The sequence below is a fragment of the Pseudomonas rustica genome, from assembly GCF_049959085.1.
GTDB classification, from domain to species: domain Bacteria; phylum Pseudomonadota; class Gammaproteobacteria; order Pseudomonadales; family Pseudomonadaceae; genus Aquipseudomonas; species Aquipseudomonas rustica.
This window is the reverse complement of sequence record NZ_CP188200.1, coordinates 5,900,034-5,924,582: the sequence shown is the minus strand read 5'-3', so window position 1 is coordinate 5,924,582 and position 24,549 is coordinate 5,900,034. Positions and strand designations below refer to the sequence as shown.

The window sequence follows — 24,549 nt, the reverse complement described above, 5'->3', positions numbered from 1 at the left end:
GGGAGGGCTATTTCTGCTCTCGTAACAATTGAGCGGCACGGACAGCAAAGTAAGTCAGGATGCCATCTGCACCGGCACGTTTAAAGGAGGTCAGTGATTCGAGGATCACTGCTTCACTCAACCAGCCATTCTGGATCGCCGCCATGTGCATGGCGTATTCGCCACTAACCTGATAGACGAAGGTCGGCACTTTGAAGGCATCTTTTACCCGGAAAAGAATGTCCAGATACGGCATGCCCGGTTTGACCATGACCATGTCCGCGCCTTCAGACAAGTCTGCACCGACTTCGTGCAGCGCTTCGTCGCTGTTGGCCGGATCCATCTGATAAGAGGCTTTGTTGGCTTTGCCGAGGTTCGACGCTGAACCCACGGCATCGCGGAACGGGCCGTAGTAGGCGCTGGCGTACTTGGCCGAGTAGGCCATGATCCGCACATTGACGTGGCCAGCAATTTCCAGCGCTTCGCGAATCGCCTGAATGCGACCGTCCATCATGTCCGACGGCGCCACCACCTGTGCGCCAGCTCCAGCATGGGACAACGCCTGACGCACCAGTGCGTCGACGGTGATGTCGTTCTGCACGTAGCCTTCTTCGTCGAGAATGCCGTCCTGACCGTGGGTGGTGAACGGGTCGAGCGCAACATCGGTGATCACGCCGAGTTCCGGAAAGCGCTCACGCAAGGCGCGAGTGGCGCGCTGGGCGATGCCTTCAGGGTTCCACGCTTCAGCGGCGTCGAGGGATTTCAATTCAGGAGGTGTGACCGGAAACAGCGCCAGCGCCGGAATCCCCAGTTCAACCCACTTGGCCGCCTCTTCGAGCAGCAAATCGATGGTCAGTCGCTCTACCCCGGGCATTGAGGCAACGGCTTCGCGGCGGTTCTCACCGTCGAGCACGAACACCGGCAGGATCAGATCATCCACCGTCAGCACATTTTCCCGTACCAGCCGACGCGAAAAATCATCGCGGCGGTTGCGGCGCAGGCGCGTGGCAGGGAACAGACGGTTGGCAGGGGTAAAGCTCACGGCGGACTCCTGAGCCCGCGCAAACGGGCGAGCGTGACAGTTATAGACGGCCATTATGACGAACAGATTACAGTTGTGTGAGGCCTGTGGCACGTAGCCGCATTCCATTCTTATTGTAGGAATTGTTCACGTCGAGACACATTTGGACACTTTCATGAATGTGTCCGAAGGGTTAGGCTGCGCGTTCATTTCGCCAGCACCCAGACAATGCTCCAACAATTTCTGCATGACTTCGGCTACTTTGCCTTGTTTCTTGGCACGTTCTTCGAAGGCGAAACCATTCTGGTGCTCGCAGGCTTCCTCGCGTTCCGTGGATACATGGACATCAACCTGGTGGTGGTCGTGGCGTTCTTCGGCAGTTATGCCGGTGATCAGCTGTGGTACTTCATGGGGCGCAAGCACGGGCGCAAATTGCTCGCGCGCAAACCGCGCTGGCAGATGATGGGTGACCGCGCGCTGGAACACATTCGCAAGCACCCGGACATCTGGGTGCTGAGCTTCCGCTTCGTTTATGGCTTGCGCACGGTGATGCCGGTGGCGATCGGCCTGTCGGGTTATCCGCCGGGACGTTATCTGCTGCTCAACGGCATCGGCGCAGCGATCTGGGCGACCGCGCTGGCGGCTGCGGCTTACCACTTCGGCGCGGTGCTGGAAGGCATGCTCGGCAGCATCAAGAAGTACGAGCTGTGGGTGCTTGGCGCCTTGCTGGTGCTCGGTGTTGGCCTGTGGCTGCGCCGCCGCTTCAAGAATGCGCGTCTGGCGAAGAAGATCTACGAGGATGAACAAGCTGCCAAGGCTGAGCAACTGCAACTCGCCGAGCCAGCCAAATCCACTGAACCTAAACCGCCAGTCGAGTAACGCGCTGACGGCAGTTATACAGCCCGATGCCGCTGAGCAGGCTGTACCCGAGCAAACCAGCCCAGATCATCGGGCTGGCCGGCCACAATCCAACCAGCGGCGCCAGCCACACCAGCGGCACGTTCAACCCCAGCCGCAACAGCTCGACCTTCAATGCCCACGGGCGATTCTCCAGGCTTACGCCCAACGCAAACACCCCGAACGCCACCGCGCCCCAGCCGAGTAACAACCCGGTGGTCGGCAGACTGCGCTCCAGATTCATCAGATAACTGCCCAGCGCGATGTACACGCAAAACTGCAGCGCCACGTAGCATTGCTGGCGACGCCCAAGCGGCACCTCGAATTTGCGGAACTGCGCCAGATCCGGCTTGCTCATCGGGTATTTCGCCGCGACGTCCGCCGGGCGCCAACCGGTGCGCATAAACCAGATGCGCAGCTTGTCCCACTTGCGCTCGGCCCGACGCGCGTCGTCCCACAATTGCGCATAAAACTGCAGGTTGGCCCACAACGGATTCCAGCTCGCCAGCGGCGTGGTCACGCCGAAAATCACCGGCTCGTTGTCGTCCTCTTCCTGAAACGTACCGAACAGACGATCCCAAAGAATGAACACTCCGCCGTAGTTGCGATCCATGTAGAGAGCGTTCTGTGCATGGTGGGCCCGATGATTGGACGGCGTAACGAAGAACCACTCGAACCAGCCGAGCTTGGGAATGTGTTGGGTGTGAACCCAGAATTGATAGAGCAGGTTCAGCGCCGCGACGCTGACAAACACCAGCAACGGCACGCCGAGCACCGCCATCGGCAAGTAGAAAATCCAGCCGAGCAGAAACCCGGTGCTGGTCTGGCGCAGCGCGGTGGAGAGGTTGTACTCCTCGCTCTGGTGATGCACCGAATGCGCGGCCCAGAGGATGTTGCGTTCATGGCCCATGCGGTGCAGCCAGTAGTAGCAGAAATCGTAGAGGACGAAGGCCAGCATCCAGACCCAAACGCTGTTCGCTGGCAGTTTGAACAGCGCCAGATGCTCGAGGGCGAAGGCGTAGGTCAGCAGCCCGACGCCTTTGGTCAGCAGCCCGGTGGTGGTCGACAACACGCCGGTGCTGATGCTGTTCACCGCATCGGCGAGGCGATAGTTGCTCACCCCGCGCCAGCGGTCGGCGATCAGTTCGAGCGCAATCAACACGAGGAAAAACGGCACTGCATACAGAATCAAGTCCATGACGCGCCCTGCTCGCAATCGTATGAACAGATCCTAGGTGTAGCCGCCCGTTTACCCTATGGCAACGCGCGACAATTTAGTGGACATTTAGCGCCATGAATCTGGAGAGAAACCCATGAGCAAAAAAGTTGCAGTGATCCTGTCCGGCAGTGGCGTGTACGACGGCGCCGAGATCCATGAAAGCGTCATCACCCTGCTGCGCCTTGATCAACGCGGCGCGCAGGTACAGTGCTTCGCCCCGAACATCGCGCAATTGCATGTGATCAACCACCTGACCGGCGAAGAAATGCCCGAGACCCGCAACGTGCTGGTCGAGTCGGCACGGATTGCCCGTGGCAACATCAAGGACATCCGCGAAGCCGACGTGAATGACTTCGATGCGCTGATCGTGCCCGGCGGTTTTGGTGCGGCAAAGAACCTGTCGAACTTTGCTGTCGAAGGCGCCGGCTGCAGCGTACAGCCTGAAGTACTGGCGCTGACCGAGGCGTTTGCCGAAGCGGGCAAACCAGTAGGTTTGATGTGCATTTCGCCGGCACTCGCGGCGAAGATCTACGGCCCGGGCGTGACCTGCACCATCGGCAATGACGCCGACACGGCCACGGCGATGAACAAGATGGGCGCGACGCATGAAGATTGCGCAGTGACCGAAATCATCGAAGACAAGGCGCGCAAACTGGTGACGACCCCGGCTTATATGCTGGCGCAGAACATCAGCGAAGCGGCTTCGGGGATCAACAAACTGGTCGACCGCGTGCTCGAACTGACCCACGAAAACGACGCCTGACACGGTCTATTGTAGGAGTGAGCCTGCTCGCGATGGCGGTGTGCCAGGCAACATATCTGTTGAATGATCGACCGCTATCGCGAGCAGGCTCACTCCTACAAGGAAGTTGTGTTGGGCTCAGGGCTTGCGCGCCAGTCGGGTGAGAATCCGGTCCAGCGCATTGGCAAACGCCTGCTTCTCACGATCGCCGAATGGCGCCGGGCCGCCGCTCATCTGGCCTTGTTCGCGCAGATCGGTGAACAGATTGCGCACCGCCAATCGCTCGCCCATGTTCTGCGCATCGAATTCCTTGCCGCGCGGATCCAGCGCCGCCACGCCCTTCTTCACCAGCCGATCGGCCAGCGGGATATCGCTGCAAATCACCAGCTCCCCCGGCACCGCGTGCTCGACCAGATAATCATCCGCCGCATCCGGGCCGCTCGGCACCACGATCAGTTTGACGATGGCCAGCCCCGGCTTGATCTGCGGCTGCCCGGCCACCAGCACCACTTCGTACTGGCGCTTGAGCGCAAACTTCACCACCAGATCCTTCGCCGCCCGTGGGCAGGCGTCGGCATCGATCCATACACGCATTTTGTTTACCTCATAAAGCAAAAGATCGCAGCCTGCGGCAGCTCCTACAGAGTGCGCGTCGCGCCGCAATATTGCGACATACGCGGCCCCTGTAGGAGCTGCCGAAGGCTGCGATCTTTTAAGGGATCACCCAATCAAGCAGCCGAAATCCGCTTCTTCTCAGCCACCCAACTACGCCCATACAACACAACAATCGCCAGAATCGCCACCGCTTGCGCCGTCAACGAATACGCATCGGCATGAATCCCCAGCCAGTCAAACTCAAAGAACGCCACCGGCCGCGTGCCGAAGATCCCGGCTTCCTGCAACGCCTTGACGCCATGCCCGGCGAACACCACCGACAGCGCGCAGAGCAGCGCCGCGTTGATGCTGAAGAACAACGTCAGCGGCAGTTTCGCCGAACCGCGCAGGATCACCCACGCCAGACCGACCAGCAGCACCAGTGCCGTCGCACCACCGGCGAGTACCGCGTCATGCCCGGCAGGACCTGCCTGCAACCACAGGGTTTCGTAAAACAGGATCACTTCGAACAACTCGCGATACACCGAGAAGAACGCGAGGATCGCAAAACCAAACCGCCCGCCACCGCCGACCAGACTGCTCTTGATGTAATCCTGCCAGGCTGCGGCGTGGCGACGATCGTGCATCCACACGCCCAGCCACAGCACCATGACGCTGGCGAACAGCGCCGTCGCGCCCTCGAGCAATTCACGCTGCGAACCGCTGACATCGATCACGTAAGCCGCCAACGCCCAGGTGCCGAGGCCGGCCAGCAGCGCCAAGCCCCAACCGACGTTGACGCTGCGCACCGCCGACTGCTGGCCGGTGTTGCGCAGGAACGCCAGAATCGCCGCCAGTACCAGAATCGCTTCCAGGCCTTCGCGCAGCAGAATCAGCAAACCGGAGATGTAGCTCAGTGACCAGCTCAAACCATCGCTGCCGAGCAACCCGGCAGACTCTTTCAACTTGGCCTTGGCCGCGTCCAGACGCTGCTCGGCCAGTGCAACCGGCAAGCCGTCCTGCAACGACTGACGGTAAGCCATCAGCGATTTTTCAGTGTCCTTGCGTACGTTGGCGTCGACGTTATCCAGCGAACTCTCAACCAGCTCGAAACCTTCCAGATACGCCGCCACCGACAGGTCGTAAGCCTGATCGTGTTCACCGGCGCGGTACGCCGCCAGGCTCTTGTCCAGCGTCGCTGCGGTGTAGTCGAGCAACTGCGCCGGGCCGCGTTTGACCTGCGGCGGTTGCGCTCGCTGCGCACGGAAAGTCGCCGCCGCTTGCGGGCCTTCAGCGCCCTGCACTTCGGCCGGGGTCTGGCGCGCCAGATCGGCGATGTTGTAGGTTTTCTCGGATTGAGCGGCCGCTGCATCGGCGCTGAAGCCGGCAATGTAAGTGGCCAGATCCCAACGCTGGCGATCGTCGAGCTGATCGGCGAACGCTGGCATGTCGGTACCTTCGACGCCTTGGCCGAGGGTGCTGTAAATCGCGTACAGGCTCAGGTGATCCATCCGCGCCGCCTCACGCAGATTGGCCGGCGCCGGCGACATGCCGACACCCGCCGGGCCATCGCCGAGGCCGGTATCGCCGTGGCACACCGAGCAATTCTGCGCATACAACGGCGCGCCACGGCTCGGATCCGGGGTGATGATCGGCGCCTGGCTGACTTCATACGCCACGGCCAGTTTCGCGCCCAGTTGCCGCGCCTGACGGGCGACTTCAGCGCCGTCCTGCTTCGCGGTGATGGCCGCACGCAACGCGGCGACACCCTGCTCCAACGCAGCCTTTTCAGGTTTGGCCGGCATGTCGGCGATCAAGCCTTGCAGCGCTTGGGTGAATTCCAGTTGCTCGCGGTATTCGGCGTCATCGACAACTGTGCCCGCCTCGACCGTCGGCGGGTAATCCGCGCTGATGTAATCGAGCAGGTGCAGCGCTTGTGGCGCGCCTTCCACGGTATCGGCCAGCAGATTGAAGCTGCTCAGGGCAAACAAAGGGAACAGCAGCCAGGCCAGAAATCGGGACGAGGCAGTCATGAAGGAGTCTCAAGGGGAAATACGGAGTTACATATTGTTCACTCCGGCGCCATTTCCCTCAAGCTTTGTCGGTGTTTGATATGTTTCAGCGCTGAATTCGATGACCACCTCGGGGCGCCAACCGCCCCTATAATGCGTCACCTCCCAGCCTTTGCCGTTCAAGGAAGAACCTGTCTCCATGCGCCATTGCCTGCCATTCTTCCTGCTGCTCAGCGCCATCGTGCAACTGAGCGGGTGCGCCGCTTACCGCAATTACGATGAGGAAATGCAGCAGACCATCGACCAGATGGCCAAGGGTGATCTCAACGAAGCGCTGTACGTGCTGAAGGTCAACAATCCGTGGGAAGACAAGGATCTGCTGTATTACCTGGAGCGAGGCGCGATTCTCAGCGCTGGCACCGCCCTGCCAAAAAGTCAGGAAGCCTGGCGCACCGCTGAGCAGATGGTTATCCAGCGTGAAGACGCCGTGCCCTCCGCGCCCATGAAACTGCTGACCCGTTTCGGCAATGAAATGGGCACGATGCTGGTCAACGACAAGCTTCTGCGCTACGAAGGCTACGACTACGAAAAGGTCATGCTGACCACCGAGATGGCCCTCAATCAATTGGCAGACAACGATTTCGACGGGGCGCGCGCCGACATCAAGAAAACCCACGAACGTGAAACCCTGATTGCCCGCCAGCGCGAACGGCAATACGAAGAGGCTGAAGAGCAAGCCAAGCAGCAAGGGATCAAACTGCATTACAAAGACCTGCAAGGCTACCCGGTCGCCGTCCTCGACGCCCCACAGGTCATCGAGCTGAAGAACGGTTACCAAAGTGCGTTCAGCCATTATCTGGCCGGTTTCACCTATGAAGCCTTGGGCGAAGGCACGCTCGCGGCGCCGGGTTATCGTCAGGCGATCGAGTTGCGTCCGGGTGTGCCCTTTCTCGAAAGCGCGTTGCGCAATCTCGACAAGCCCGGGCCGGACGACGATGAAAGCGAAGTTCTGATCGTGGTGCAGAGCGGTTTCGCCCCGGCGCGCAGCTCGGTGCAAGTGCCGATTCCGGTGCGGCTCAACGAAAACCTGACGATTGTTGCGCCGATCTCATTTCCGGTGATGCTCCCCGACACCCTCACACCGCCGCTGACGCACATCGTCGTCGACGGTAAACAGCAGAAACTGACGATGATCAACAGCGTCACCGACATGGCCATGCGTACCTTGCGCGATGACATGCCGCAGATCATTTCGCGGGCGATGTTCCGCGCCAACATGGCCGCCATCGGCCAGGCAGAAAAGAACGAGCGCGATCCTTCCAAGGCTTCGCTGGTAGTCACCGATCCCGACCCTTTCGAAGAGGCTGACACGCGCACCTGGCGCACCCTGCCGGACAAAACCCTGGTCGCCCGACTACGCCTGAAAAAAGGCCTGCACCGCGTGCGTTTTCCCTACGAAGGTGCAGAGGGCGGCCTGACCGTGCGCGTCGGCCAAAGCCACCAGCTATTGAGCCTGCGGGTCTTTTTGTATCAGGGTTTTTTCATCGGATCGTCGTGGCTGTTCCCCGAAACGTCGGCAGCGGCCGTAATGGCACCTAACTAACCGGTGCAATTAAAAAGCTATTACATCGCCATCATCCCGCGCTTATAATGCCGCGCCTTCGCTATGGCGAAACGGCATTAAAGCTCCTCTGGTTATGAGGAATTGGCAGGAGGCCAGCGCCACTGTCGATCGGTTCTATCAGCCCGACCAGCACACGCGGCTGCATTTATCTGCACTCAGGGAAGACGTCACCCCATGGCATTCCGCGCCCCCACTCTGATCGCGCTCAGCGCCGTCACTCTGCTGTCCGGCTGTTCGGCCTTTCGCAATTACGATTCGGAACTGGCCCAGACCAACCAGCAACTGGCCTCCGGCAACGTCGACGCGGCGCTGACCCTGCTGGAAAAGAACAACTCCAGCGCGGACAAAGACCTGCTCTATTACTTCGAGAAAGGTGAGTTGTTGCGCGCCAAGGGCGACCTGTCCGGCAGCCAGAACGCCTGGACCAGCGCCGACGTGGTGGTCGGTCAGTGGGAAGATTCGGTCAAGCTCGACACCGGCAAGTACCTGGCCCAGTTCGGCAGCTTCATCGTCAACGACAAGGTGCGTCGCTACGAAGGCTACGACTACGAAAAAGTCATGCTGACCACGCAGATGGCCCTGAACCTGTTGGCGGTCAACGATTTCGACGGCGCCCGCACCGCGATCAAAAAGACTCACGAACGTGAAGCGGTGATCGCCGACCTGCGCGACAAGGAATACCTCAAGAGCGAAGAAGAGGCCGAGAAAGAAGGCGTCAAGACGCAGTACAAAGACCTGCAGGGTTACCCGGTCGCCAGCCTCGACGCGCCGGAAGTGGTCGGCCTGAAAAACAGCTATCAGAGTGCGTTCAGCCATTACCTGGCCGGCTACGTTTACGAAGCGCTGGGCGAAAAAGACCTCGCCGCGCCGGGCTACCGCAAAGCCGCCGAACTGCGCCCGAACACGCCATTGCTGGAGCAAGCGCTGATCGACCTCGACAAGCCGTCGAAGTCCGATGACAGCGACATCCTGATCGTGGTGCAAAGCGGTCTGGCCCCGGCGCGTGATTCGATCCGCATTCCGCTGCCATTGCCGATTGCCAACAACGTGGTGATCACCCCGCTGTCGTTCCCGATCATCAAAGCGGACACCTCCACTGCGACTTTTGCGCAGATCGGCGTCGACGGTCAGCAAGTCAATCTGACCGCACTCAACAGCACCACCGCCATGTCTCGCCGCGCGCTGCGTGATGACATGCCGGGCATCATCGTCCGCACCACCGTGCGCGCGATCACCAAAGGTGTGGCGCAAAAGAAACTCAACGAAACCAGCCCGCTGGCCGGTCTCGCCGTGGGTATTTCTTCAGCTGTGCTCGAAGGTGCCGATACCCGTACGTGGCGCACCCTGCCGGACAACACCCAGGTGGTGCGTCTGCGCTTGAAGAAAGGTGAGCATCAGGTCACCCTGCCGAGCGCCGTCGGCGGCTCGGTGGTCAAAGTCACCATCGATCAGCGTTATCAAGTGATCAGCCTGCGCGCCGTCGGCAACCAGGTGTTCGCCGGCGGTATCGCCGCCCACGTGATGCCGAGCGCCAGCGCGACCAACGTCGCCAGCCTCAAACAACCTTAAGAACGGAGTCTTTGCATGCGCTTCAAACTCATCGCCGTCGCCGCCCTCGCCTTGCTGGCGAGCGGCTGCGCCACCCCGCCACCACCTGAGCCGGGCAGCGCCGCGAGCAAAGTCGTGGCCATGGGCCCGCAGAAACACATCGTCGTCGGCGCCATGCGCGTCGCCCGCGAAAACAGCTTCATGACGGTCAATGTGCAGTTGAGCAACACCCTCAACAGCAACAAGATTTTCTACTACCGCTTCGCCTGGCTCGGTGCGGAAGGTTTCCCGATCGCCGAAGAAGAAGTCTGGAAAAGCCAAATGATGTACGGCGCCCAGACCAGCTTCATTCAGGGCATCGCCCCGACCCCAAAAGCCGTGGACTTCCGTCTGGAAATCAAGACGCCGTAAGCCCGCCACCCTACTCCTGATTTAGAGAGCATTCCCATGTTTGCACGCTTTTCCTGCATCGCCGTCATCGCCCTGCTCGCCTCCGGTTGCGCCAATACTTCGCCGACCCTGGGCAGCAAGAACATCAGCTACGGCGACACCAAAGCGGTTGAAACCGTGACCAACGAATTCGGTTCGACCGACCTGCAAATGATCGCCGAGTCGATGACCCGCTCGCTGGCCCAGTCCGGCATTCTGCAGGGCCGTCCGGTGGTTCAGGTCTACGACGTGAAGAACAAGACCAGCGAGTACATCGACACCCGCGAAATCACCACCAGCATCAAGACTCAGCTGATGAAGACCGGCGTCGCGCGTTTCGCCAGCGACAACAATGCGATGCAGAGCCAGGTTGACCAGCTCAAGCTGCAAAACCAGAGCGGTCTGTACAAGAAGAGCACCGTGGCCAAGACTGGCAACATGGTTGCCGCCAAGTACCGCATCGAAGGTTCGATCAGCTCGATCGTCAAGCGCAGCAGCGACTACAAGGACGTCTTCTACAAATTCAGCCTGCAATTGATCGACGTTGAAAGCGGTCTGGCCGAGTGGATGGACGAAAAAGAGATTCGCAAAACCACGGAGCGTTAATTGATGCGCGCATGGATTGGCATGATGGCCCTGGCTTGCGCGTTCAGCGTGCAAGCGGCCCCGAAAGTTGCGGTAACGGATCTGGCGTATCAGGAACGCGTGGAGCAATACATCCACATCGTTTCGGCGCAGAGCAGCCACCGCGAGGGTTACTACAGCGCGAGCGGTTCTTCGAGCTACAACGAGATCGAAGCGAGCACCAGCTACATCGAACAAGGCGAGCTGCGTAAATTCACCGGTGACATCAAGGGTGAAATTCTGCGTACCGGCATGTTCCAGCTGGTGCAGGGCACGCCGTACACCGCGTCGTCCAAGGGTGACGTCTACGACGTGATCAAGCGGATCAAGGCCGGCAACTTCAAGGGCGCCGACTACGTGCTGTTCGGTACCGTGTCGGACATCGACTTCACCCAGGACATCAACGAACTGGCGAACACCGACAGCTATTCGGCGGTGCTGGGCCTGACGCTGGTGGCGGACTTCAGCCTGATCAACACCAAGACCTTCGAGATCACTTCGGCCTTCACGGCGATGGGCGAAGCGCAGGACACCAAACTGGTGAACCACCGCGACATCAAGATCTCGCTGAACCGCCCACGGGTGGTGCGTGACGTGTCGAAAGCGCTGGGCGAGGACGTGGCCGGGCAACTGAGCATGCAGCTCGGTGGTGGCGACGGTTATGAACAGCCGCGTGAAGCACCGCAGCGCAACAACCTGCCGCGCGATACTGCGCCGGTGATCTTGCGCTGATTGCAGGCCTGCACAAATGTGCTGTGAACTTTGTGCTGGGGACTTTTCTGCTGAGGACTCTTGTGCTGTGGACTTTGTGGTGAGGGGATTTATCCCCGATGGCTCGCGAAGCGGGCCCCCTCTTGATCTTAAAAGAAGGGGCCGCTGCGCAGCCCATCGGGGATAAATCCCCTCACCACATTTGTGTATCTGTGAGGTTCAGGCGGCTGCTTTGCGCAGCGTCGCCATAAACGCCGCCGCGCCGATGAACAGCCCGGCAAACGTGCGGTTCATGCGTTTCTGCTGCTGCGGTGTGCGCAACAGGCGCAGCACCTTCGACGCCAGACCGGTGTAACCCGCCATAACGATCAGGTCGACGCAGACCATCGTCACGCCAATCACCACATACTGAATCAGCAGCGGCGCATGCGGATTGATGAACTGCGGCAGCACCGCGAGCATGAACACCAGGGCCTTGGGGTTGCTGATGTTCACCAGAAAGCCACGGAACACCAATGCCAGCGGCTTGCCGATCGGCCGCACCGCCGCGTCATCGCTCATGTCCATGGGCTGCGCGCGCCATTGCTTGATCGCCAGATACACGAGGTAAGCGACACCAAACCATTTGATCGCGTGGAAGGCTGTGGCCGAAGCGGTCAGGATCGCGCCAACACCGGCGCCGACAATCGCGATCTGCACGGCCAGACCGATTTGCAGGCCGAGGGCGTTCCAGTAACCACGCCAGAAACCGTATTGCAGACCGCTGGACATCGACGCAATGGCGCCAGCCCCCGGGGACAGACTGATCACCCAGCAGGCGGCAAAAAACGCCAGCCATGTTTGAAGCTCCATCGCACACCTCGCATCTGAATCGTGACAGACGCTCAAGCTAATGCGGTTTGGGGCTAAAAGCAAAAGATCGCAGCCTCCGGCAGCTCCTACATTGGAATGCGATCCCTGTAGGAGCTGCCGAAGGCTGCGATCTTTTGATCTTGCTTGAACCCCTACTTCTCAAACCCGCTAGACGGAAACACATCCGTCCCGCGCCAACGCCGCACCGAGCGCTGGAAGAACAAGCTGTTCGGCACCTGCACCATCGCGCTGCCAGTCCCCAACTCCTCAGCCTCGGTTTGGGGCTAAAAGCAAAAGATCGCAGCCTTCGGCAGCTCCTACATGGGAATGCGATCCCTGTAGGAGCTGCCGCAGGCTGCGATCTTTTGATCTTGCTTGAACCCCTACTTCTCAAACCCGCTAGACGGAAACACATCCGTCCCACGCCAACGCCGCACCGAACGCTGGAAGAACAAGCTGTTCGGCACCTGCACCATCGCGCTGCCAGTCCCCAACTCTTCCGCCTCGATCAGCGTGGTGTAGAGCAGATTGATCGCCACCACCCGGCCCTTCACCCCAGGCTTGTCCGTGGTGTCGACCAACTCAACGATATCGCCCAGCCGAAACGGCCCGACCGTGAAGATCAGAATCGCGCAAAGCAGATTCGACAGCACACTCCACATCGCGAAGAACGCCACCGCCGCTACCGCGACGAAACCCGACAGCGCCGTCCACAACACCGTGGCCGAGACACCGAGGCGCTCCAAGACGAAGATCAGCGCGCTGCCCATGATCAGCCAGCGCAACACGCCGCGCAGCGGCATCAGCAACTGCGGCGGAAACGGATAGCGCTCGCCCAATCGGGTCAGGCCTTTGGCAACGAAGCGCTGGGTGAGATAGCCGGCGAGCAAGATCAGCAGAATCTGCACGGTAAACCAGATTGGCTCGACCCACACCGCCGGCAGCGGCAGCTTGAACGCTTCCATCAGGACAGCGCCTCCAGCTCCGCCTGCATGCTTTCCAGCACCTCGAGGGCTTCCATCCACGCCTCTTCCAGCTCGCCTTCGCGAACTTTCAGCTTGGCCTGTTCGGCGAGCAGATCACGCAATTCGTTCTTGCGCGCCGGCTCGTAGATGTCGCTGTCGCCGAGGCTGGCATCGACCTTGGCGAGCTTCTCGTGGAGCTTGCCCAGTTCAGCTTCAAGCTTGTCAGCTTCACGCTTGTGCGGTGCCAGTTGCTGACGCAGAGCAGCGGCAGCCTGACGCTGAGCCTTCTTGTCGGTCTTGTCCGGGTTCACCGGAGTGTTGCTGACCGGCGCGTTGCGCTGGCGGTATTCCACCAGCCAGCGTGCGTAGTCTTCGAGGTCGCCATCGAACTCTTCGACCTTGCCGTCAGCGACGAGGTAGAAGTTATCGGTGGTGCTTTTGAGCAAGTGCCGATCGTGAGATACCACCAATACCGCGCCGCTGAATTCCTGCAGCGCCATGGTCAGCGCCAGGCGCATTTCCAGGTCGAGGTGGTTGGTCGGTTCGTCGAGCAGCAGCAGGTTCGGCCGTTCCCAGGCGATCAACGCCAAAGCCAGACGCGCCTTTTCGCCACCGGAGAAATTCAGCACCGGCTCATCAATGCGCGCGCCACGGAAGTCGAAGCCGCCGAGGAAGTCGCGCAGGGTCTGCTCGCGTTCGCTCGGCGCCAGACGCTGCATGTGCAGCAACGGACTGGCCTTGGAGTCCAGCGAGTCGAGCTGATGCTGAGCGAAGTAGCCGACCACGGTGTTTTCACCACGGGTCAGGCGCCCGGCGATCGGCGATAACTCACCGGCGAGGTTCTTGATCAGCGTCGATTTACCCGCGCCGTTTGGCCCGAGCAGGCCGATCCGCGCACCCGGGGTCAGTTGCAGCTTGACCTTCTCGAGGATGGTTTTGTCGCCGTAACCGAGGCTGGCATCGGACAGGTCGATCAGCGGGCTGGAGATCTTCGTCGACTCGCGGAAGACGAAGTCGAACGGCGAATCGACGTGGGCCGCCGACAACTCTTCCATGCGCTCCAGGGCTTTGATCCGGCTCTGCGCCTGACGGGCCTTGGTGGCTTGCGCCTTGAAGCGGGCGATGTAGCTTTCCATGTGCGCACGCTGCGCCTGCTGCTTCTCGTAGGCCTGTTGTTGCTGGGCCAGACGCTCGGCACGGGCACGCTCGAAGGCGCTGTAGCCACCGCGGTACAAGGTGATCTTGCGCTGATCGACATGCGCGACGTGATCGACGACTTCGTCGAGGAAATCACGGTCGTGGGAAATCAGCAGCAAGGTGCCCGGGTAGTTTTTCAGCCACTCTTCGAGCCAGATGATGGCGTCGAGATCCAAGTGGTTGGTCGGTTCGTCGAGCAGCAACAAATCCGACGGGCACATCAACGCTTGCGCCAGGTTCAGACGCATCCGCCAGCCACCGGAGAAATCCCCGACCTGACGATCCATCTGCTCGTTGGTGAAACCGAGACCGGCGAGCAACTTGCGCGCTCGCGCATCGGCGGTGTAACCGTCGGCGCTGTCGAGTTCCGAGTGCAGACGGGCCTGAGCGGCACCGTCATGCGCGGCTTCGGCAGCGGCGAGGTCACGTTGCACCTCGCGTAGACGCAGGTCGCCATCGAGCACATAGTCGACGGCAAGGCGCTCGAGCGTCTCGATTTCCTGGCGCATGTGGGCGATGCGCCAGTCAGCCGGCAAGAAGCAGTCACCCGAGTCGGGGTGCAGTTCGCCCCGAATCAAGGCGAACAGGCTCGATTTGCCGGCGCCGTTGGCACCGATAAGGCCGGCTTTGTGGCCGGCGTGCAGGGTCAGCTCGGCGTCTTCTAGCAGACGTTGCGGGCCACGCTGTAAAGTCAGGTTCTGAAGTCGGATCATAATGGCGGCGGAGTCTACCAGCTTCGCTCACAACTGGCGCGAGTAGCACGATGTCCTCTGACCTGTGGAGCTTTTCCCTTGCCACCTACGCCCGTCCGGGCGTGGAAGACGCCTGCCTGCAACTGCAAACGGCGGGCGTGAACGTGTGCCTGCTGTTGTGCGGTTTATGGCTGGAGCAACGCGGGGTGACCTGCGATGAACAACGCATCAGCGAACTTCAGGCGCTGACCGGGCCTTGGGATATCGAAGTGGTGCAACCGCTGCGGACACTGCGTATGCAATGGAAAGCACGGGCGATGGATGACGCGGTGTTGAAAGGCATGCGCGAGCAGATCAAATCACTTGAGCTGGAAGCTGAGCGAGCGTTGCTGTCACGGCTTGAAGGTGTGGCGCAGGAATGGACGCGAAACGATGCAGGTTCGATGACCTGGCTTGAAGGCTTGGCCGGCACGGCGGCCAACCCGAACCGCGACGCGCTGCAAGTGCTGCGCGTCGCGGCGACCGGCGTTTAGGAAGCGCTGGTTGGGTTGTTGCTGGTGCTCGACACAGCGGCTGGCGATGGCGCAGTCGATGGCGTCGAGGTCGTAGCGGCTGGAGCAGGTGCCGCTGGCGCAGCCGACGCTGTCGGTGCGGCAGGTTTGGCGGCAGGCGCGGTAGCCGGTTTGGCGGCAGCTGGTTTGGCAGCGACTGGCTTTTTAACGGCTGGTTTTGCGGCAGGTTTCGCAGCTGGCTTGGCGGCTGGTTTTGCAGCAGCAGGCTTGGCAGCAGCAGTCGCTGGTTTGGCAGCAGCGGCCGGTTTAGCGGCTGGCTTGGCTGCCGGTTTGGCGGCGGCTTTCACGGCTGGTTTGGCAGCCGGTTTTGCAGCAGCTTTGGCTGGCGCTTTTGCCGCAGGTTTGGCTGCTGCTGGTTTAGCGGCAGTCTTGGCAGCGGGTTTTGCAGCAGCAGGTTTTGCCGCAGCTTTGGCAGCAGGTTTGGCGGCCGGTTTAGCAGCGGCGGTTTTCGCTGGAGCAGCTTTGGCAGCGGCTGGCTTCGCAGCTGGTTTAGCAGCAGCGGCACGGGTAGCCGGCTTGGCAGCGGCAGTCCGCGCAGCAGGTTTTGCCGCTGTGGTTTTAGCTGCTGGTTTTGCAGCGCTCGCCGCAGCAGGTTTCTTCACTGCGGGTTTTGCAGCTGCTTTGGCCGCTGGTTTTGCAGCGGCTTTCACCGGTGCTTTTGCAGCAGGCTTGGCAGCGGATTTAGCAGCCGCTTTTGCAGCAGGCTTGGCCGCCGCAGTTTTCGCTGGAGCTTTGGCTGCAGCTGGTTTGGCCGCGGCTTTCTTCGCCGGTGCCGCTGCTGGTTTGGCCGAGCGAGTCGACAATACCTTGCCCACTGCTTCTTGAACGCGGCCAACACCCTGGGCCAGTTTCAGGCTTTCCTGGGCATCGCGCTTGAGTTGCAGAATGTAGCTGCGGGTGTCGGACTGACGATCCTTCAGCGCATCGAGCAGGTCTTCCAGTTCTTTCACTGCGCCTTTGGCTTTGGTCTGTGCCTTGGCTTTACCGGCAGTGGCTGCGTCCTGCAATTTGGTGCGGGATTTGTGCAGTTTTTCTTGCGCCTTGCCGCGTTGCTTTTCCAGCTTGGCGAGCAGTTTTTCAGCATCAGCCAAGGCTTGCGAGCAAGCGTTTTCCAAATGCTCGAGCAGGCTGCCCGAGAGTTGTTGGAGTAAGTGCAACGGAGTGTTTACAGGCTTCTTGGTGGCCGACATGGTTTACCTCCTGGCTGACGTGAGTGCGGCTCATACTAGACCTCTGCTGACACCGCCGCTAGGTCATGTTGACAGTATCGAAACAGTTGCGTTGCAACGAAGTGAAAATGTTCTGCACAAAGGCAAAAGCAGTTCACCGTTGCAGACGTTTGCGCTGGCATAATCCAGCGCAATTCAGGACGGAGCAGTGACCATGTCGCGCTACTTTTTTTTATCCCTCTGCGTGATCTTTTCCGCAGCCCACGCTGACGAAAAATCCACCGCGAACGATGCTCACGATCTGGCCTACAGCCTCGGCGCCAGCCTGGGTGAACGGCTGCGTCAGGAAGTCCCGCAGCTACAGATTCAGGCATTGGTCGAGGGCTTGCAGCAGGCGTATCAAGGCAAGCCGCTGGCGCTGAGTGAAGCGCGTATCGAACAGGTTCTGGCCGATCACGAAGCGCAAAATGCCGAGCACTCGACACAGCCTTCGAGCGATGCCGCGATGGAAAACGAACAGCGTTTTCTCACCGCTGAAAAAGCCAAACCGGGCGTGAAGGAATTGGCCGATGGCATCCTGCTGACCGAGCTTTCGCCAGGCACCGGCACCAAGGCCGGCCCGGATGGAAAAGTGCAGGTGTTGTATGTCGGTCGCTTGCCGGACGGCACCGTGTTCGATCAGAACACTCAGCCGCAATGGTTCAACCTCGACAGCGTGATCGCCGGCTGGCGTAGCGCTTTGCAAAACATGCCGGTGGGCGCGAAATGGCGTTTGGTGATTCCATCGGATCAGGCCTATGGCGCCGATGGTGCCGGCGACTTGATCGCACCGTTTACACCGCTGGTATTTGAAGTGGAGTTGCGCGGCGCGAGCAGTTGAGCAGGCAATAAAAAACGGTGCGCTTTGGGCGCACCGTTTTTTTTGATCGGAGGAAAGATCAGGCCTGAACCGGATCTTCTTCCTTGTGTGCTGTGTGCAGCACTTCGATCAGGCAGTCTTCGAGTTCGAAGCGCTCGTGCAGCAAACCACCGAGCTCTTTGAATTTCTCGGCAACGCATTTGCCTTCATCGCAAAGGTCATTGAACGCGAGCAGCTTCTCGGTGATCACGTCGATGCGCGGGTAGATCGTCTCGGCGAGCTCCAGACCGCGTTTGTCGTTGAACGCCTTGGCTTCGCCAGTCAGCTGTTCGTAAATTTCGAAGTGCCCGGCCGACACGTAATCGACCAGCACGCCGCAGAATTCCTGCAAAGGCTTGCGGCTCTCGGACAGCGACTCAGGCTGTGCACCGAGATTGTCGTAGGCACCGATCAGATCTTCACGCTCTTGCAACCAGCGGTCGATCAGCAGATGAACTCCACCCCAACGTTCCTGAGCATTCTGACAACTTTCGAGCATGGCGATCTCTCTTCCCTTGTGGGTCATGCTGCTCTACACCCGCGCCTCTCTTCTGGTTTATCGCTTGGAGGGCGGCCGGGCAGAGCGTCATCGAGCAACATAATTCCAATGACACGTGCGGGCCAGATTATGCCCGCGCGCCTATGGCATCAAGGTACGCAGGAGATAAAGTTCATACAAGTGTTTAATCCCTGACCAGCCCTTGGTGCGACGCTTCGCCGCTGAGCGGTCGTTGCAGAGCGTTGCAGACCAGCCGCAGCAGTTGATAAAACGCCAGAATCGACACCCCGACAAAGAACAGCAAACTCCATTCCGGGATGCTCAAATCAAACAGCGTCCAGGAAATTTCGGCGCAATCGGCGCTGCCGTTAAACATCCGCAGTGTTGCGCACAGCCACGGCAGACGGCTGAACAGGGTCTCGGGATCGGGCGAACATTCCACCAGTTGCAACAGTGGATCACTCTGCAACAGCACCTGTCGCCAGGCCGCCGTCGTGCCCACCAGACTGGCACCCAGCGCCGCCAGCCAATAGAGCGACAGACCGACACGTTGCGGGCCATGCACCGCCGCCAAACCGCAGACGGCCGTCAGCAGCGTCAGAAACAAACGCTGCACCAGGCACAGACTGCACGGCGCCAGCCCGATCGCGTATTCGAGGTAATAGGAAGCTCCCAGGGCAACGGCCCCCGCAGTGAAAGCCATGAAAAACAAGGAGCGTGAGCAGGCCAACGACATGGCTTTTCCGTAACAGTAGAGACAGGTAGTTACGGTAGAGGAAAGCGCGTAAGCCTTTCAAGGCAAGGGGCTGCCGACACTTCGGCAAAGGTGTAGGGAAAACCCGACAGGGCAGGAAGGAAATGAAGAAGGCGCTCGTAGGACTTTGCCTCTGGCGCCCATTTGCGGGGAATTATTCGGTCGGGAAACCTACACGAGGGAGCGAACTCCCTCGTCGATTCAGACGCGCGCCGGCACCGGCAATGGCGCAGCAAGCAGACGCTCATCGAGCAGGCCTAGGCCTTCCTGGAACAGCTGATTACTGCGATCGGTGTCCCCGAGCTGCGCCAGCAGACGCGCCAGCTCCGCACAGGTTTCCGGGTTGCGCTGCACGCGCAGGCTGCTTTCCAGATAGTCGCGCGCCTTGCCCCACAGACTGGTCTGCAGACACAGACGACCCAGGGTCAGCAGCAAGCTCGGATCATTTGGATGTTCCTTGAGCCAGCCTTCAGCGGTCTGCAACTGACGCGCCGGATCGCTGCCGCGCACCAGGCCATAGAGACGCGCCAGATGACTGTCGTACTGGCGCTTGAGCGCGGTGCGCAGCACCTCTTCCGCCTCGACCTGAGCGCCCAGCTGACGCAGTTGTTCGGCGTAGGCCAGCACCAGCGGCGCTTCTTGACGCTGAGCCGAAGTGAGTTGCTGCCACGCCCGTTGAAGCGACTGCAAACCCACGGTGCCGTCTTCTTCGCGGTGCGCAGCCAGCGACAGGTTTTCACCCCAGGCGCGACGCTCCAGTTCAGACAGTTCAGCCGGCGGCAGCACTTTGTCTTTGCGCAGCTCCGGCAGCAGGCGAATCACCGCCGACCAATCGCCGCGCTGCTGATGCAGGCGATGCAATTGGCGCAGGGTTTGCGCGTTGTGCGGATGGCGTTCGTGCATGGCTTGCAGGGTGACCAGCGCACCATCGGTATCGCCGCGATCGGTCTGCAACTGCGCATGACTCAGGGCAATCGCCAGCTCGGCTTGCGGCTGACGCTCCAGCGCACGCTCCAGCAGACGATCACATTCTTCGTAATTGCCTTGCTCATTGGCCGCACGGGCGGCTCCGAGGTAGTACAGCAGTGGCTGGCGCTCGGCCTCGGCGGCGCGAGAAAGATGCCGCTGCGCACTGGCCCAACGACCTTCGGCGAGATCCAGCTGACCATGCTCGATCGCCACTTGCACACGACGGCTGCGATTGCGTCGCGACCAAGGATTGACCACACCGCTGGAAGCCATCACCAATTCAACCAAGGCCTTGATGCCCCAGATCAGCAGCCACAACACCGCGATCAGCCCGAGCGTTGCCCACAGGCTCGCTTCATAGCGGAAGCTCTTGTAGGCGATCAGCACGTAACCGGAATGCTGCGCCACCGCAAACCCAAGCGCTGCCGTCGCCGCGATCACCAGAAACACGATCACATACAGGCGTTTCATGGCGTGGCCTCCTGCGCAGGATTCGCGGCAGGTTTGGCGAACGGTTTCACCGATTCTTCAGCGTTGACGTTACGGCGTTCGAGATAGCCTTGCACTGCACTCAGGGTGCCGGTCATGTCCGGCGTGTTGACGGTGACCGGTTCTTTGCTCAGCTCGCCAACCTGTTCCAGCATCACTTTGCTTTGCGGGTTGTCCGGATTGAAATTGCCTTTGAGCACATCACGCGCTTCGGCCATGGCCTGGGTGTAAACCGGCGCCTGACCATTGAGGGCCGCCCACTGCGCCTGCTCCAGGGCCAGGCTCAGGGCCAGACGCACTTGGCTCAGACTCTGCCCGGCCAGCAGCGGCCGCACGTTTTTATCCGCATTGAAATCGATGCGGATGTAACGCGAGACTTGATCCCACCACTGCGCCCAACGACTGGCGCCGTCACCGTCAGCGGTCAGGCCCAGCAGCGATTCGCCGCGATCTTTGTACTCGGGCGCCAGCTCGGTGAGCCCGACCACCTGATCACGCAGTGCACCGATGCGCAGGAACAATCCGGTGCGATCCGGCTGCTCGGTGCTGCGCAGGGCGACGAGGGTTTTGGCCACTTGCTCGCGGGCCGCGAAGGCGCCCGGATCGTTCTGTTCGCGGAGGATTTCGTCGGCACCCTGCACCAGTGCCTGAGCGCTGCTGATGTCCTGCAACGCGGAAAGGCGCAGGCTGGCCAGACGCAGCAGATGCTCGGCCTCGGCCAGACGCCAATCCTTGCGGCTTGCGCCAAGGACGGTTTCCAGACGTTGATTGAGGCGCTGTTGATCGCCCTGAAGCTGCGTCACCAGACGCTGGCGTTCGGCAAGTTCATCGGCGCCCGGCAACTGCGCAAGGCGTTCGGTCAGGCGCTGTTCGTTGAGCTTCAGGGTCTGTGCCTGATCGTTCAGCGCCTGCACTTCACCCGACTGCGCTTGCGTGTTGGTCTGCAGGTGACGCACCTGCCAGACACCCCAGCCACCGATCGCGACGCCGGCTGCGCCGAGCAACAGGGCGACGATGGCCAGTCCATTGCCTCGGCGCGGCTCTTTGGCCGGCGGTGGAGTTTCAACCTGAGCATCGATCACAGGCTGGACATCATCTTTAGGCAAGGCTGTTTCGCTCACGTATCCATCCTTTGCATTAGAGAACGGGCCCGGGATTTTCCCGTAACGCCGTCAGCAAAGCCGCGGCATTCGCGCCGCGGCAATCCACAACTGTTTGAGCCCCGGCGGCACGTGCCAGCTCGGCGACTCTCGGGCTTGGTACAAACAACGGCAATTGCGCAATTTCCGGCCAGGCATCGCCGGCCATTTCGCGCAGGTGCTCAAAACCCTGTCCACTGCTGACCACCAGCCCGTTCAAGCGTTCCGCTTGCAACCGCCGTGGCAGCTCTTTCGGCGCGTACGCTGGCAGGTCGCGTCGATACAATTCCAGATACTCGACACTAGCACCTAGCGCGCGCAGACGCTCGGCGAGCAGCTCGCGCCCGCCCTCGCCACGCAGGATCATCACCTGCGCGCCGGGCTGGCTGACCGCTTCACGCAGACGCGGCAATTGCAGCAAGGCTTCGCTGTCATCGCCATCGTCCGGGAAGCTCACGTCAAGGCCATGCTCGCGCAGAATCTGTGCGGTCGCCGCGCCGACGCTGAACCAAGGCATCGTTAGCGCAGACGAATTGCCGAGCAGATCCAGCGCAATGCGTGCCGCCGGTTTGCTGACCACGATCACCGCGTTATAACTCTGAAAGCGCGCCATCGCCTGACGAATATTGTCAGAGACCGGCAGCGCAACAATGTCCAGAAGCGGCAAGCAGCTACTGAAAACACCCTGCGCCGCCAACGTCTCCGCCAGCGCCGCACAGTCTTCCGCAGGGCGCGTCAGCAGCAGGCGCCAAGCGGTCACTCGTGACCTGCCTCGCCATAGACTGCCTTGAGAATCTCGGCTGCGCCCTGGCTCAGCAAGTCTTCGGCGACCCGCACGCCCAACGCTTCGGCGTCAGCCCGTGGTGCGCGAGCTTCAGCGCTGAGCAGCAAGCCACCGCTCGGTTCGCCGACCAGACCGCGCAACCACAACTGCTCGCCTTCCAGCACGGCGTAGCAGGCGATCGGCACTTGGCAGCCGCCATTCAGATGTTTGTTGAGGGCACGTTCGGCAGTCACGCGCGACGAGGTGTCGGCGTGATGCAGCGGTGCAAGCAAGGCGTGGATTTCAGTGTCAGCGCTGCGGCATTCGATGCCGACCGCGCCCTGGCCACCGGCCGGCAGGCTGTCATCGACACTGATCGCCGAGGTAATGCGTTCTTCGAAACCAAGGCGAATCAGACCGGCCGCCGCGAGGATGATCGCGTCGTACTCACCGGCATCGAGCTTGGCCAGACGCGTGTTGACGTTACCGCGCAGGAAGCGGATTTGCAGATCCGGGCGACGCGTCAGCAATTGCGCCTGACGACGCAGGCTCGACGTGCCGACAATGGCGCCGGCAGGCAACGCATCGAGGCTGGCATAGGTGTTGGAAACGAAGGCATCGCGCGGGTCTTCGCGCTCGCAGATGCAGAACAGACCGAGGCCTTCGGGGAAGTCCATCGGCACGTCTTTCATCGAGTGGACGGCAATGTCGGCTTCGTTTTCGAGCAGCGCGGTTTCCAGTTCTTTGACGAACAGACCCTTGCCGCCGATTTTCGACAGTGGCGAATCGAGCAGCTTGTCGCCGCGACTGACCATGGGCACCAGCGTCACCAGCAGGCCCGGATGGGCCGCTTCCAGACGGGCTTTAACGTATTCGGCCTGCCAGAGGGCCAGCGCACTTTTACGGGTGGCGATGCGGATTTCGCGAGAGGACATGGATCAATCCGTACTGAATAGATACGGCGGATAATAACAGCTCAGCCAAATCCACTTTGACTTGAATCAGCCTCGGCGCGGCCTCCCTGGCCCGCCATGCCCGGTGAAAAGAACAGTGAGCCGCCGGAAAAGTCCGGCTTACAGGCCCTGCATCATTTTGCGTACGCCGGCCACGTGCCGACGACTGACGATCAGCGCATCACCATTGAGGCCTTTGAGGAACAGCTGGAAATGCCCCAGCGGCGTGCGTTGCAGACGTTCGATGCGGTCGCGGGCGACCAGGGCGTTGCGGTGGATCCGCACAAAGCGTTCGCCGAATTCGTCTTCGAGAGCCTTGAGCGGCTCATCAAGCAGCACTTCGCCGGCCTCGTGGCGCAAGGTCACGTATTTGTGGTCGGCAATGAAATAGACCACCTGATCCAGCGGGATCAGTTCGATGCCTTTGCGGGTGCGGGCGCTGATGTGGCTGCGCGGGCCGGTGCCACTTTCGGCAGCGGGACGGGTCAGGGCCGAGAGTTGCGCCCGGTTGGGACGTTCTGCCCGTTTCAGGGCGTCATGCAGATGTTCAGTTCGCACGGGTTTCACCACATAGCCCACGGCGCTGGCCTGCAGGGCTTCCACGGCAAATTCATCGGGGCTGGTGCAAAACACCACGGCGGGCGGCGTTTCTCGTTCGCACAGACGGGCAGCGACTTGCAGGCCATCGAGGCCTGGCATGCGGATATCGAGCAAGACGATATCCGGCTTGTGGCTGTCGATCAGTGCCAACGCCTCCTCGCCATTCGTGGCGCTGGGCTCCAGAACTGTATAACCCTCGAGCTCGCTCACCATTCGGCTGAGGCGCTCGCGAGCCAGTGGTTCGTCATCAACGATCAGGACATTCATATTGCGCTGGATTCCTGCGTGAGTCTCGCACAAGGATAGCGTAGACAGGTGAAGTGACGTCCGTCACCGCGATCCACGCTAAGACTAGCCCGAGCGCCAAAAAGTGCCGTACGTCGGCCAGCAATATTTGCCAGAGTCCGCGTCGTACCGCTCAAAGCCCGCTGTTTCTCGCGTTTTTCGCAGGGATTGCCGAAGGACAATTACACCCACCCCCTCTTCTTATAGTCGGCGGCCAGACCTTTGCGCGATCCAAAGTCGCGCCGACCCTTATGTCCTACTGTAGACGCTCGTCGGGCCGATATTGCTCAATCGAAAAATATCCTTACGCAAATCCCCCGGGAGCAGTGCCGACTATGGCCGGTTCGATGAGA

At 60.7% G+C, this 24,549-nt stretch carries 24 protein-coding genes and 2 pseudogenes; 9 read left to right on the top strand and 17 right to left on the bottom strand.

The genetic code is table 11. From position 1 onward, the window contains the following. Positions 1–7: 7 nt before the first annotated feature. Positions 8–1,021: a porphobilinogen synthase gene (gene hemB / locus ACP3TY_RS26870; RefSeq protein WP_426618867.1), complete on the bottom strand. Its 1,014-nt coding sequence runs from the start codon at positions 1,019–1,021 to the stop codon at positions 8–10. Positions 1,022–1,228: 207 nt separating this feature from the next. Here hemB and ACP3TY_RS26865 point away from each other — a divergent pair, with 207 nt between their 5' ends. Continuing rightward, entirely contained in the window at positions 1,229–1,879 is a 651-nt protein-coding gene (locus tag ACP3TY_RS26865; RefSeq protein WP_426618866.1) for a DedA family protein, read from the top strand. On the opposite strand, the gene ACP3TY_RS26860 is transcribed toward ACP3TY_RS26865, so the two are convergent. After that, positions 1,860–3,095 (bottom strand): sterol desaturase family protein, encoded by a 1,236-nt coding sequence (locus tag ACP3TY_RS26860; RefSeq protein WP_426618865.1) that lies wholly within the window; start codon positions 3,093–3,095, stop codon positions 1,860–1,862. The two genes, ACP3TY_RS26865 and ACP3TY_RS26860, sit on opposite strands and share 20 nt — an antisense overlap. A gap of 115 nt (positions 3,096–3,210) precedes the next feature. Here ACP3TY_RS26860 and elbB point away from each other — a divergent pair, with 115 nt between their 5' ends. Further along, positions 3,211–3,879: an isoprenoid biosynthesis glyoxalase ElbB gene (gene elbB, locus ACP3TY_RS26855; protein WP_426618864.1), complete on the top strand. Its 669-nt coding sequence runs from the start codon at positions 3,211–3,213 to the stop codon at positions 3,877–3,879. Positions 3,880–3,996: 117 nt separating this feature from the next. Here the strand turns inward: elbB and ACP3TY_RS26850 are convergent, their stop codons facing one another. Together ACP3TY_RS26850 and ACP3TY_RS26845 are read right to left on the bottom strand one after the other, a co-directional pair. Then, positions 3,997–4,452, bottom strand: a complete 456-nt coding sequence (locus ACP3TY_RS26850) for a YaiI/YqxD family protein (RefSeq protein ID WP_212550202.1) — start codon at positions 4,450–4,452, stop codon at positions 3,997–3,999. Between the two features lie 134 nt (positions 4,453–4,586). Then, entirely contained in the window at positions 4,587–6,485 is a 1,899-nt protein-coding gene (locus ACP3TY_RS26845) for an FTR1 family protein (RefSeq protein WP_426618863.1), read from the bottom strand. Between the two features lie 178 nt (positions 6,486–6,663). Between ACP3TY_RS26845 and ACP3TY_RS26840 the strand changes: the two genes are divergently transcribed. The 5 genes from ACP3TY_RS26840 to ACP3TY_RS26820 all read left to right on the top strand — a co-directional run bounded on the left by ACP3TY_RS26840 (position 6,664) and on the right by ACP3TY_RS26820 (position 11,421). Then, positions 6,664–8,067: a COG3014 family protein gene (locus ACP3TY_RS26840; RefSeq protein WP_426618862.1), complete on the top strand. Its 1,404-nt coding sequence runs from the start codon at positions 6,664–6,666 to the stop codon at positions 8,065–8,067. A 195-nt stretch (positions 8,068–8,262) separates the two neighbouring features. Beyond that, a complete protein-coding gene (locus ACP3TY_RS26835; protein ID WP_159814374.1) occupies positions 8,263–9,657 on the top strand; it encodes a COG3014 family protein in 1,395 nt (464 codons plus the stop codon). Between the two features lie 15 nt (positions 9,658–9,672). Beyond that, positions 9,673–10,047, top strand: a complete 375-nt coding sequence (locus ACP3TY_RS26830; protein WP_426618861.1) for a YcfL family protein — start codon at positions 9,673–9,675, stop codon at positions 10,045–10,047. Between the two features lie 36 nt (positions 10,048–10,083). Further along, positions 10,084–10,671, top strand: a complete 588-nt coding sequence (gene lpoB, locus ACP3TY_RS26825) for a penicillin-binding protein activator LpoB (RefSeq protein WP_016772610.1) — start codon at positions 10,084–10,086, stop codon at positions 10,669–10,671. A 3-nt stretch (positions 10,672–10,674) separates the two neighbouring features. Further along, a complete protein-coding gene (locus ACP3TY_RS26820) occupies positions 10,675–11,421 on the top strand; it encodes a penicillin-binding protein activator LpoB (protein WP_400651508.1) in 747 nt (248 codons plus the stop codon). Positions 11,422–11,619: 198 nt separating this feature from the next. Here the strand turns inward: ACP3TY_RS26820 and rhtB are convergent, their stop codons facing one another. The 4 genes and pseudogenes from rhtB to ACP3TY_RS26800 form a co-directional block, all read right to left on the bottom strand. Beyond that, positions 11,620–12,252 carry a homoserine/homoserine lactone efflux protein gene (gene rhtB, locus ACP3TY_RS26815; protein ID WP_053124937.1) on the bottom strand — a complete coding sequence of 211 codons (633 nt, stop codon included), beginning with the start codon at positions 12,250–12,252 and terminating at the stop codon, positions 11,620–11,622. 152 nt (positions 12,253–12,404) lie between these two features. Next, positions 12,405–12,527, bottom strand: a pseudogene (locus tag ACP3TY_RS26810) (mechanosensitive ion channel family protein); the annotation flags it as partial. 108 nt (positions 12,528–12,635) lie between these two features. After that, positions 12,636–13,217, bottom strand: coding sequence for a mechanosensitive ion channel family protein (locus tag ACP3TY_RS26805; protein WP_016985893.1), 582 nt, complete (start codon positions 13,215–13,217; stop codon positions 12,636–12,638). Then, the gene (locus tag ACP3TY_RS26800) at positions 13,217–15,127 is read right to left on the bottom strand and encodes an ATP-binding cassette domain-containing protein (RefSeq protein ID WP_053124941.1); all 1,911 of its coding nucleotides are present in this window, start codon (positions 15,125–15,127) and stop codon (positions 13,217–13,219) included. Before ACP3TY_RS26800 ends, ACP3TY_RS26805 begins: the two co-directional genes overlap by 1 nt. A 50-nt stretch (positions 15,128–15,177) precedes the next feature. On the opposite strand from ACP3TY_RS26800, the gene ACP3TY_RS26795 reads away from it, so the two are divergent. Next, on the top strand, positions 15,178–15,639 hold the full coding sequence (locus ACP3TY_RS26795; protein ID WP_426618860.1) for a TIGR02444 family protein: 462 nt from the start codon (positions 15,178–15,180) through the stop codon (positions 15,637–15,639). Here ACP3TY_RS26795 and ACP3TY_RS26790 read toward each other — a convergent pair. Continuing rightward, positions 15,636–16,868 carry an AlgP family protein gene (locus tag ACP3TY_RS26790; RefSeq protein WP_426618859.1) on the bottom strand — a complete coding sequence of 411 codons (1,233 nt, stop codon included), beginning with the start codon at positions 16,866–16,868 and terminating at the stop codon, positions 15,636–15,638. The two genes, ACP3TY_RS26795 and ACP3TY_RS26790, sit on opposite strands and share 4 nt — an antisense overlap. Before the next feature lie 193 nt (positions 16,869–17,061). Between ACP3TY_RS26790 and ACP3TY_RS26785 the strand changes: the two genes are divergently transcribed. Further along, positions 17,062–17,727 carry an FKBP-type peptidyl-prolyl cis-trans isomerase gene (locus ACP3TY_RS26785; RefSeq protein ID WP_426618858.1) on the top strand — a complete coding sequence of 222 codons (666 nt, stop codon included), beginning with the start codon at positions 17,062–17,064 and terminating at the stop codon, positions 17,725–17,727. Between the two features lie 58 nt (positions 17,728–17,785). Here ACP3TY_RS26785 and ACP3TY_RS26780 read toward each other — a convergent pair whose 3' ends face one another. The 8 genes and pseudogenes from ACP3TY_RS26780 to ACP3TY_RS26745 form a co-directional block, all read right to left on the bottom strand. Then, positions 17,786–18,244, bottom strand: coding sequence for an Rsd/AlgQ family anti-sigma factor (locus ACP3TY_RS26780; RefSeq protein WP_053124949.1), 459 nt, complete (start codon positions 18,242–18,244; stop codon positions 17,786–17,788). Positions 18,245–18,428: 184 nt separating this feature from the next. Continuing rightward, the gene (locus tag ACP3TY_RS26775; RefSeq protein WP_053124951.1) at positions 18,429–18,980 is read right to left on the bottom strand and encodes a disulfide bond formation protein B; all 552 of its coding nucleotides are present in this window, start codon (positions 18,978–18,980) and stop codon (positions 18,429–18,431) included. A gap of 219 nt (positions 18,981–19,199) precedes the next feature. Continuing rightward, the gene (locus tag ACP3TY_RS26770) at positions 19,200–20,438 is read right to left on the bottom strand and encodes a heme biosynthesis protein HemY (RefSeq protein ID WP_053124954.1); all 1,239 of its coding nucleotides are present in this window, start codon (positions 20,436–20,438) and stop codon (positions 19,200–19,202) included. Beyond that, positions 20,435–21,577, bottom strand: a complete 1,143-nt coding sequence (locus tag ACP3TY_RS26765; protein WP_053124956.1) for a uroporphyrinogen-III C-methyltransferase — start codon at positions 21,575–21,577, stop codon at positions 20,435–20,437. Before ACP3TY_RS26765 ends, ACP3TY_RS26770 begins: the two co-directional genes overlap by 4 nt. Before the next feature lie 16 nt (positions 21,578–21,593). Continuing rightward, positions 21,594–22,355, bottom strand: coding sequence for a uroporphyrinogen-III synthase (locus ACP3TY_RS26760; protein ID WP_426618857.1), 762 nt, complete (start codon positions 22,353–22,355; stop codon positions 21,594–21,596). After that, positions 22,352–23,293 carry a hydroxymethylbilane synthase gene (gene hemC, locus ACP3TY_RS26755; RefSeq protein ID WP_159814389.1) on the bottom strand — a complete coding sequence of 314 codons (942 nt, stop codon included), beginning with the start codon at positions 23,291–23,293 and terminating at the stop codon, positions 22,352–22,354. Before hemC ends, ACP3TY_RS26760 begins: the two co-directional genes overlap by 4 nt. 138 nt (positions 23,294–23,431) lie before the next feature. Further along, the gene (locus ACP3TY_RS26750; RefSeq protein ID WP_007911111.1) at positions 23,432–24,178 is read right to left on the bottom strand and encodes a LytR/AlgR family response regulator transcription factor; all 747 of its coding nucleotides are present in this window, start codon (positions 24,176–24,178) and stop codon (positions 23,432–23,434) included. Continuing rightward, positions 24,175–24,378: pseudogene (locus ACP3TY_RS26745) on the bottom strand (sensor histidine kinase); the annotation flags it as partial. The pseudogene ACP3TY_RS26745 and the gene ACP3TY_RS26750, both read right to left, overlap by 4 nt. Positions 24,379–24,549: the final 171 nt, after the last annotated feature.

What these genes read in the sequence shown, in the direction of transcription:
- ACP3TY_RS26865 (WP_426618866.1), top strand. Translation starts at nt 1,229, where the DNA reads ATGCTCCAACAATTTCTGCATGACTTCGGCTACTTTGCCTTGTTTCTT.
- ACP3TY_RS26860 (WP_426618865.1), bottom strand. Translation starts at nt 3,095, where the DNA reads ATGGACTTGATTCTGTATGCAGTGCCGTTTTTCCTCGTGTTGATTGCG.
- elbB (WP_426618864.1), top strand. Translation starts at nt 3,211, where the DNA reads ATGAGCAAAAAAGTTGCAGTGATCCTGTCCGGCAGTGGCGTGTACGAC.
- ACP3TY_RS26850 (WP_212550202.1), bottom strand. Translation starts at nt 4,452, where the DNA reads ATGCGTGTATGGATCGATGCCGACGCCTGCCCACGGGCGGCGAAGGAT.
- ACP3TY_RS26845 (WP_426618863.1), bottom strand. Translation starts at nt 6,485, where the DNA reads ATGACTGCCTCGTCCCGATTTCTGGCCTGGCTGCTGTTCCCTTTGTTT.
- ACP3TY_RS26840 (WP_426618862.1), top strand. Translation starts at nt 6,664, where the DNA reads ATGCGCCATTGCCTGCCATTCTTCCTGCTGCTCAGCGCCATCGTGCAA.
- ACP3TY_RS26835 (WP_159814374.1), top strand. Translation starts at nt 8,263, where the DNA reads ATGGCATTCCGCGCCCCCACTCTGATCGCGCTCAGCGCCGTCACTCTG.
- ACP3TY_RS26830 (WP_426618861.1), top strand. Translation starts at nt 9,673, where the DNA reads ATGCGCTTCAAACTCATCGCCGTCGCCGCCCTCGCCTTGCTGGCGAGC.
- lpoB (WP_016772610.1), top strand. Translation starts at nt 10,084, where the DNA reads ATGTTTGCACGCTTTTCCTGCATCGCCGTCATCGCCCTGCTCGCCTCC.
- ACP3TY_RS26820 (WP_400651508.1), top strand. Translation starts at nt 10,675, where the DNA reads ATGCGCGCATGGATTGGCATGATGGCCCTGGCTTGCGCGTTCAGCGTG.
- rhtB (WP_053124937.1), bottom strand. Translation starts at nt 12,252, where the DNA reads ATGGAGCTTCAAACATGGCTGGCGTTTTTTGCCGCCTGCTGGGTGATC.
- ACP3TY_RS26805 (WP_016985893.1), bottom strand. Translation starts at nt 13,217, where the DNA reads ATGGAAGCGTTCAAGCTGCCGCTGCCGGCGGTGTGGGTCGAGCCAATC.
- ACP3TY_RS26800 (WP_053124941.1), bottom strand. Translation starts at nt 15,127, where the DNA reads ATGATCCGACTTCAGAACCTGACTTTACAGCGTGGCCCGCAACGTCTG.
- ACP3TY_RS26795 (WP_426618860.1), top strand. Translation starts at nt 15,178, where the DNA reads ATGTCCTCTGACCTGTGGAGCTTTTCCCTTGCCACCTACGCCCGTCCG.
- ACP3TY_RS26790 (WP_426618859.1), bottom strand. Translation starts at nt 16,868, where the DNA reads ATGTCGGCCACCAAGAAGCCTGTAAACACTCCGTTGCACTTACTCCAA.
- ACP3TY_RS26785 (WP_426618858.1), top strand. Translation starts at nt 17,062, where the DNA reads ATGTCGCGCTACTTTTTTTTATCCCTCTGCGTGATCTTTTCCGCAGCC.
- ACP3TY_RS26780 (WP_053124949.1), bottom strand. Translation starts at nt 18,244, where the DNA reads ATGCTCGAAAGTTGTCAGAATGCTCAGGAACGTTGGGGTGGAGTTCAT.
- ACP3TY_RS26775 (WP_053124951.1), bottom strand. Translation starts at nt 18,980, where the DNA reads ATGTCGTTGGCCTGCTCACGCTCCTTGTTTTTCATGGCTTTCACTGCG.
- ACP3TY_RS26770 (WP_053124954.1), bottom strand. Translation starts at nt 20,438, where the DNA reads ATGAAACGCCTGTATGTGATCGTGTTTCTGGTGATCGCGGCGACGGCA.
- hemC (WP_159814389.1), bottom strand. Translation starts at nt 23,293, where the DNA reads ATGTCCTCTCGCGAAATCCGCATCGCCACCCGTAAAAGTGCGCTGGCC.
- ACP3TY_RS26750 (WP_007911111.1), bottom strand. Translation starts at nt 24,178, where the DNA reads ATGAATGTCCTGATCGTTGATGACGAACCACTGGCTCGCGAGCGCCTC.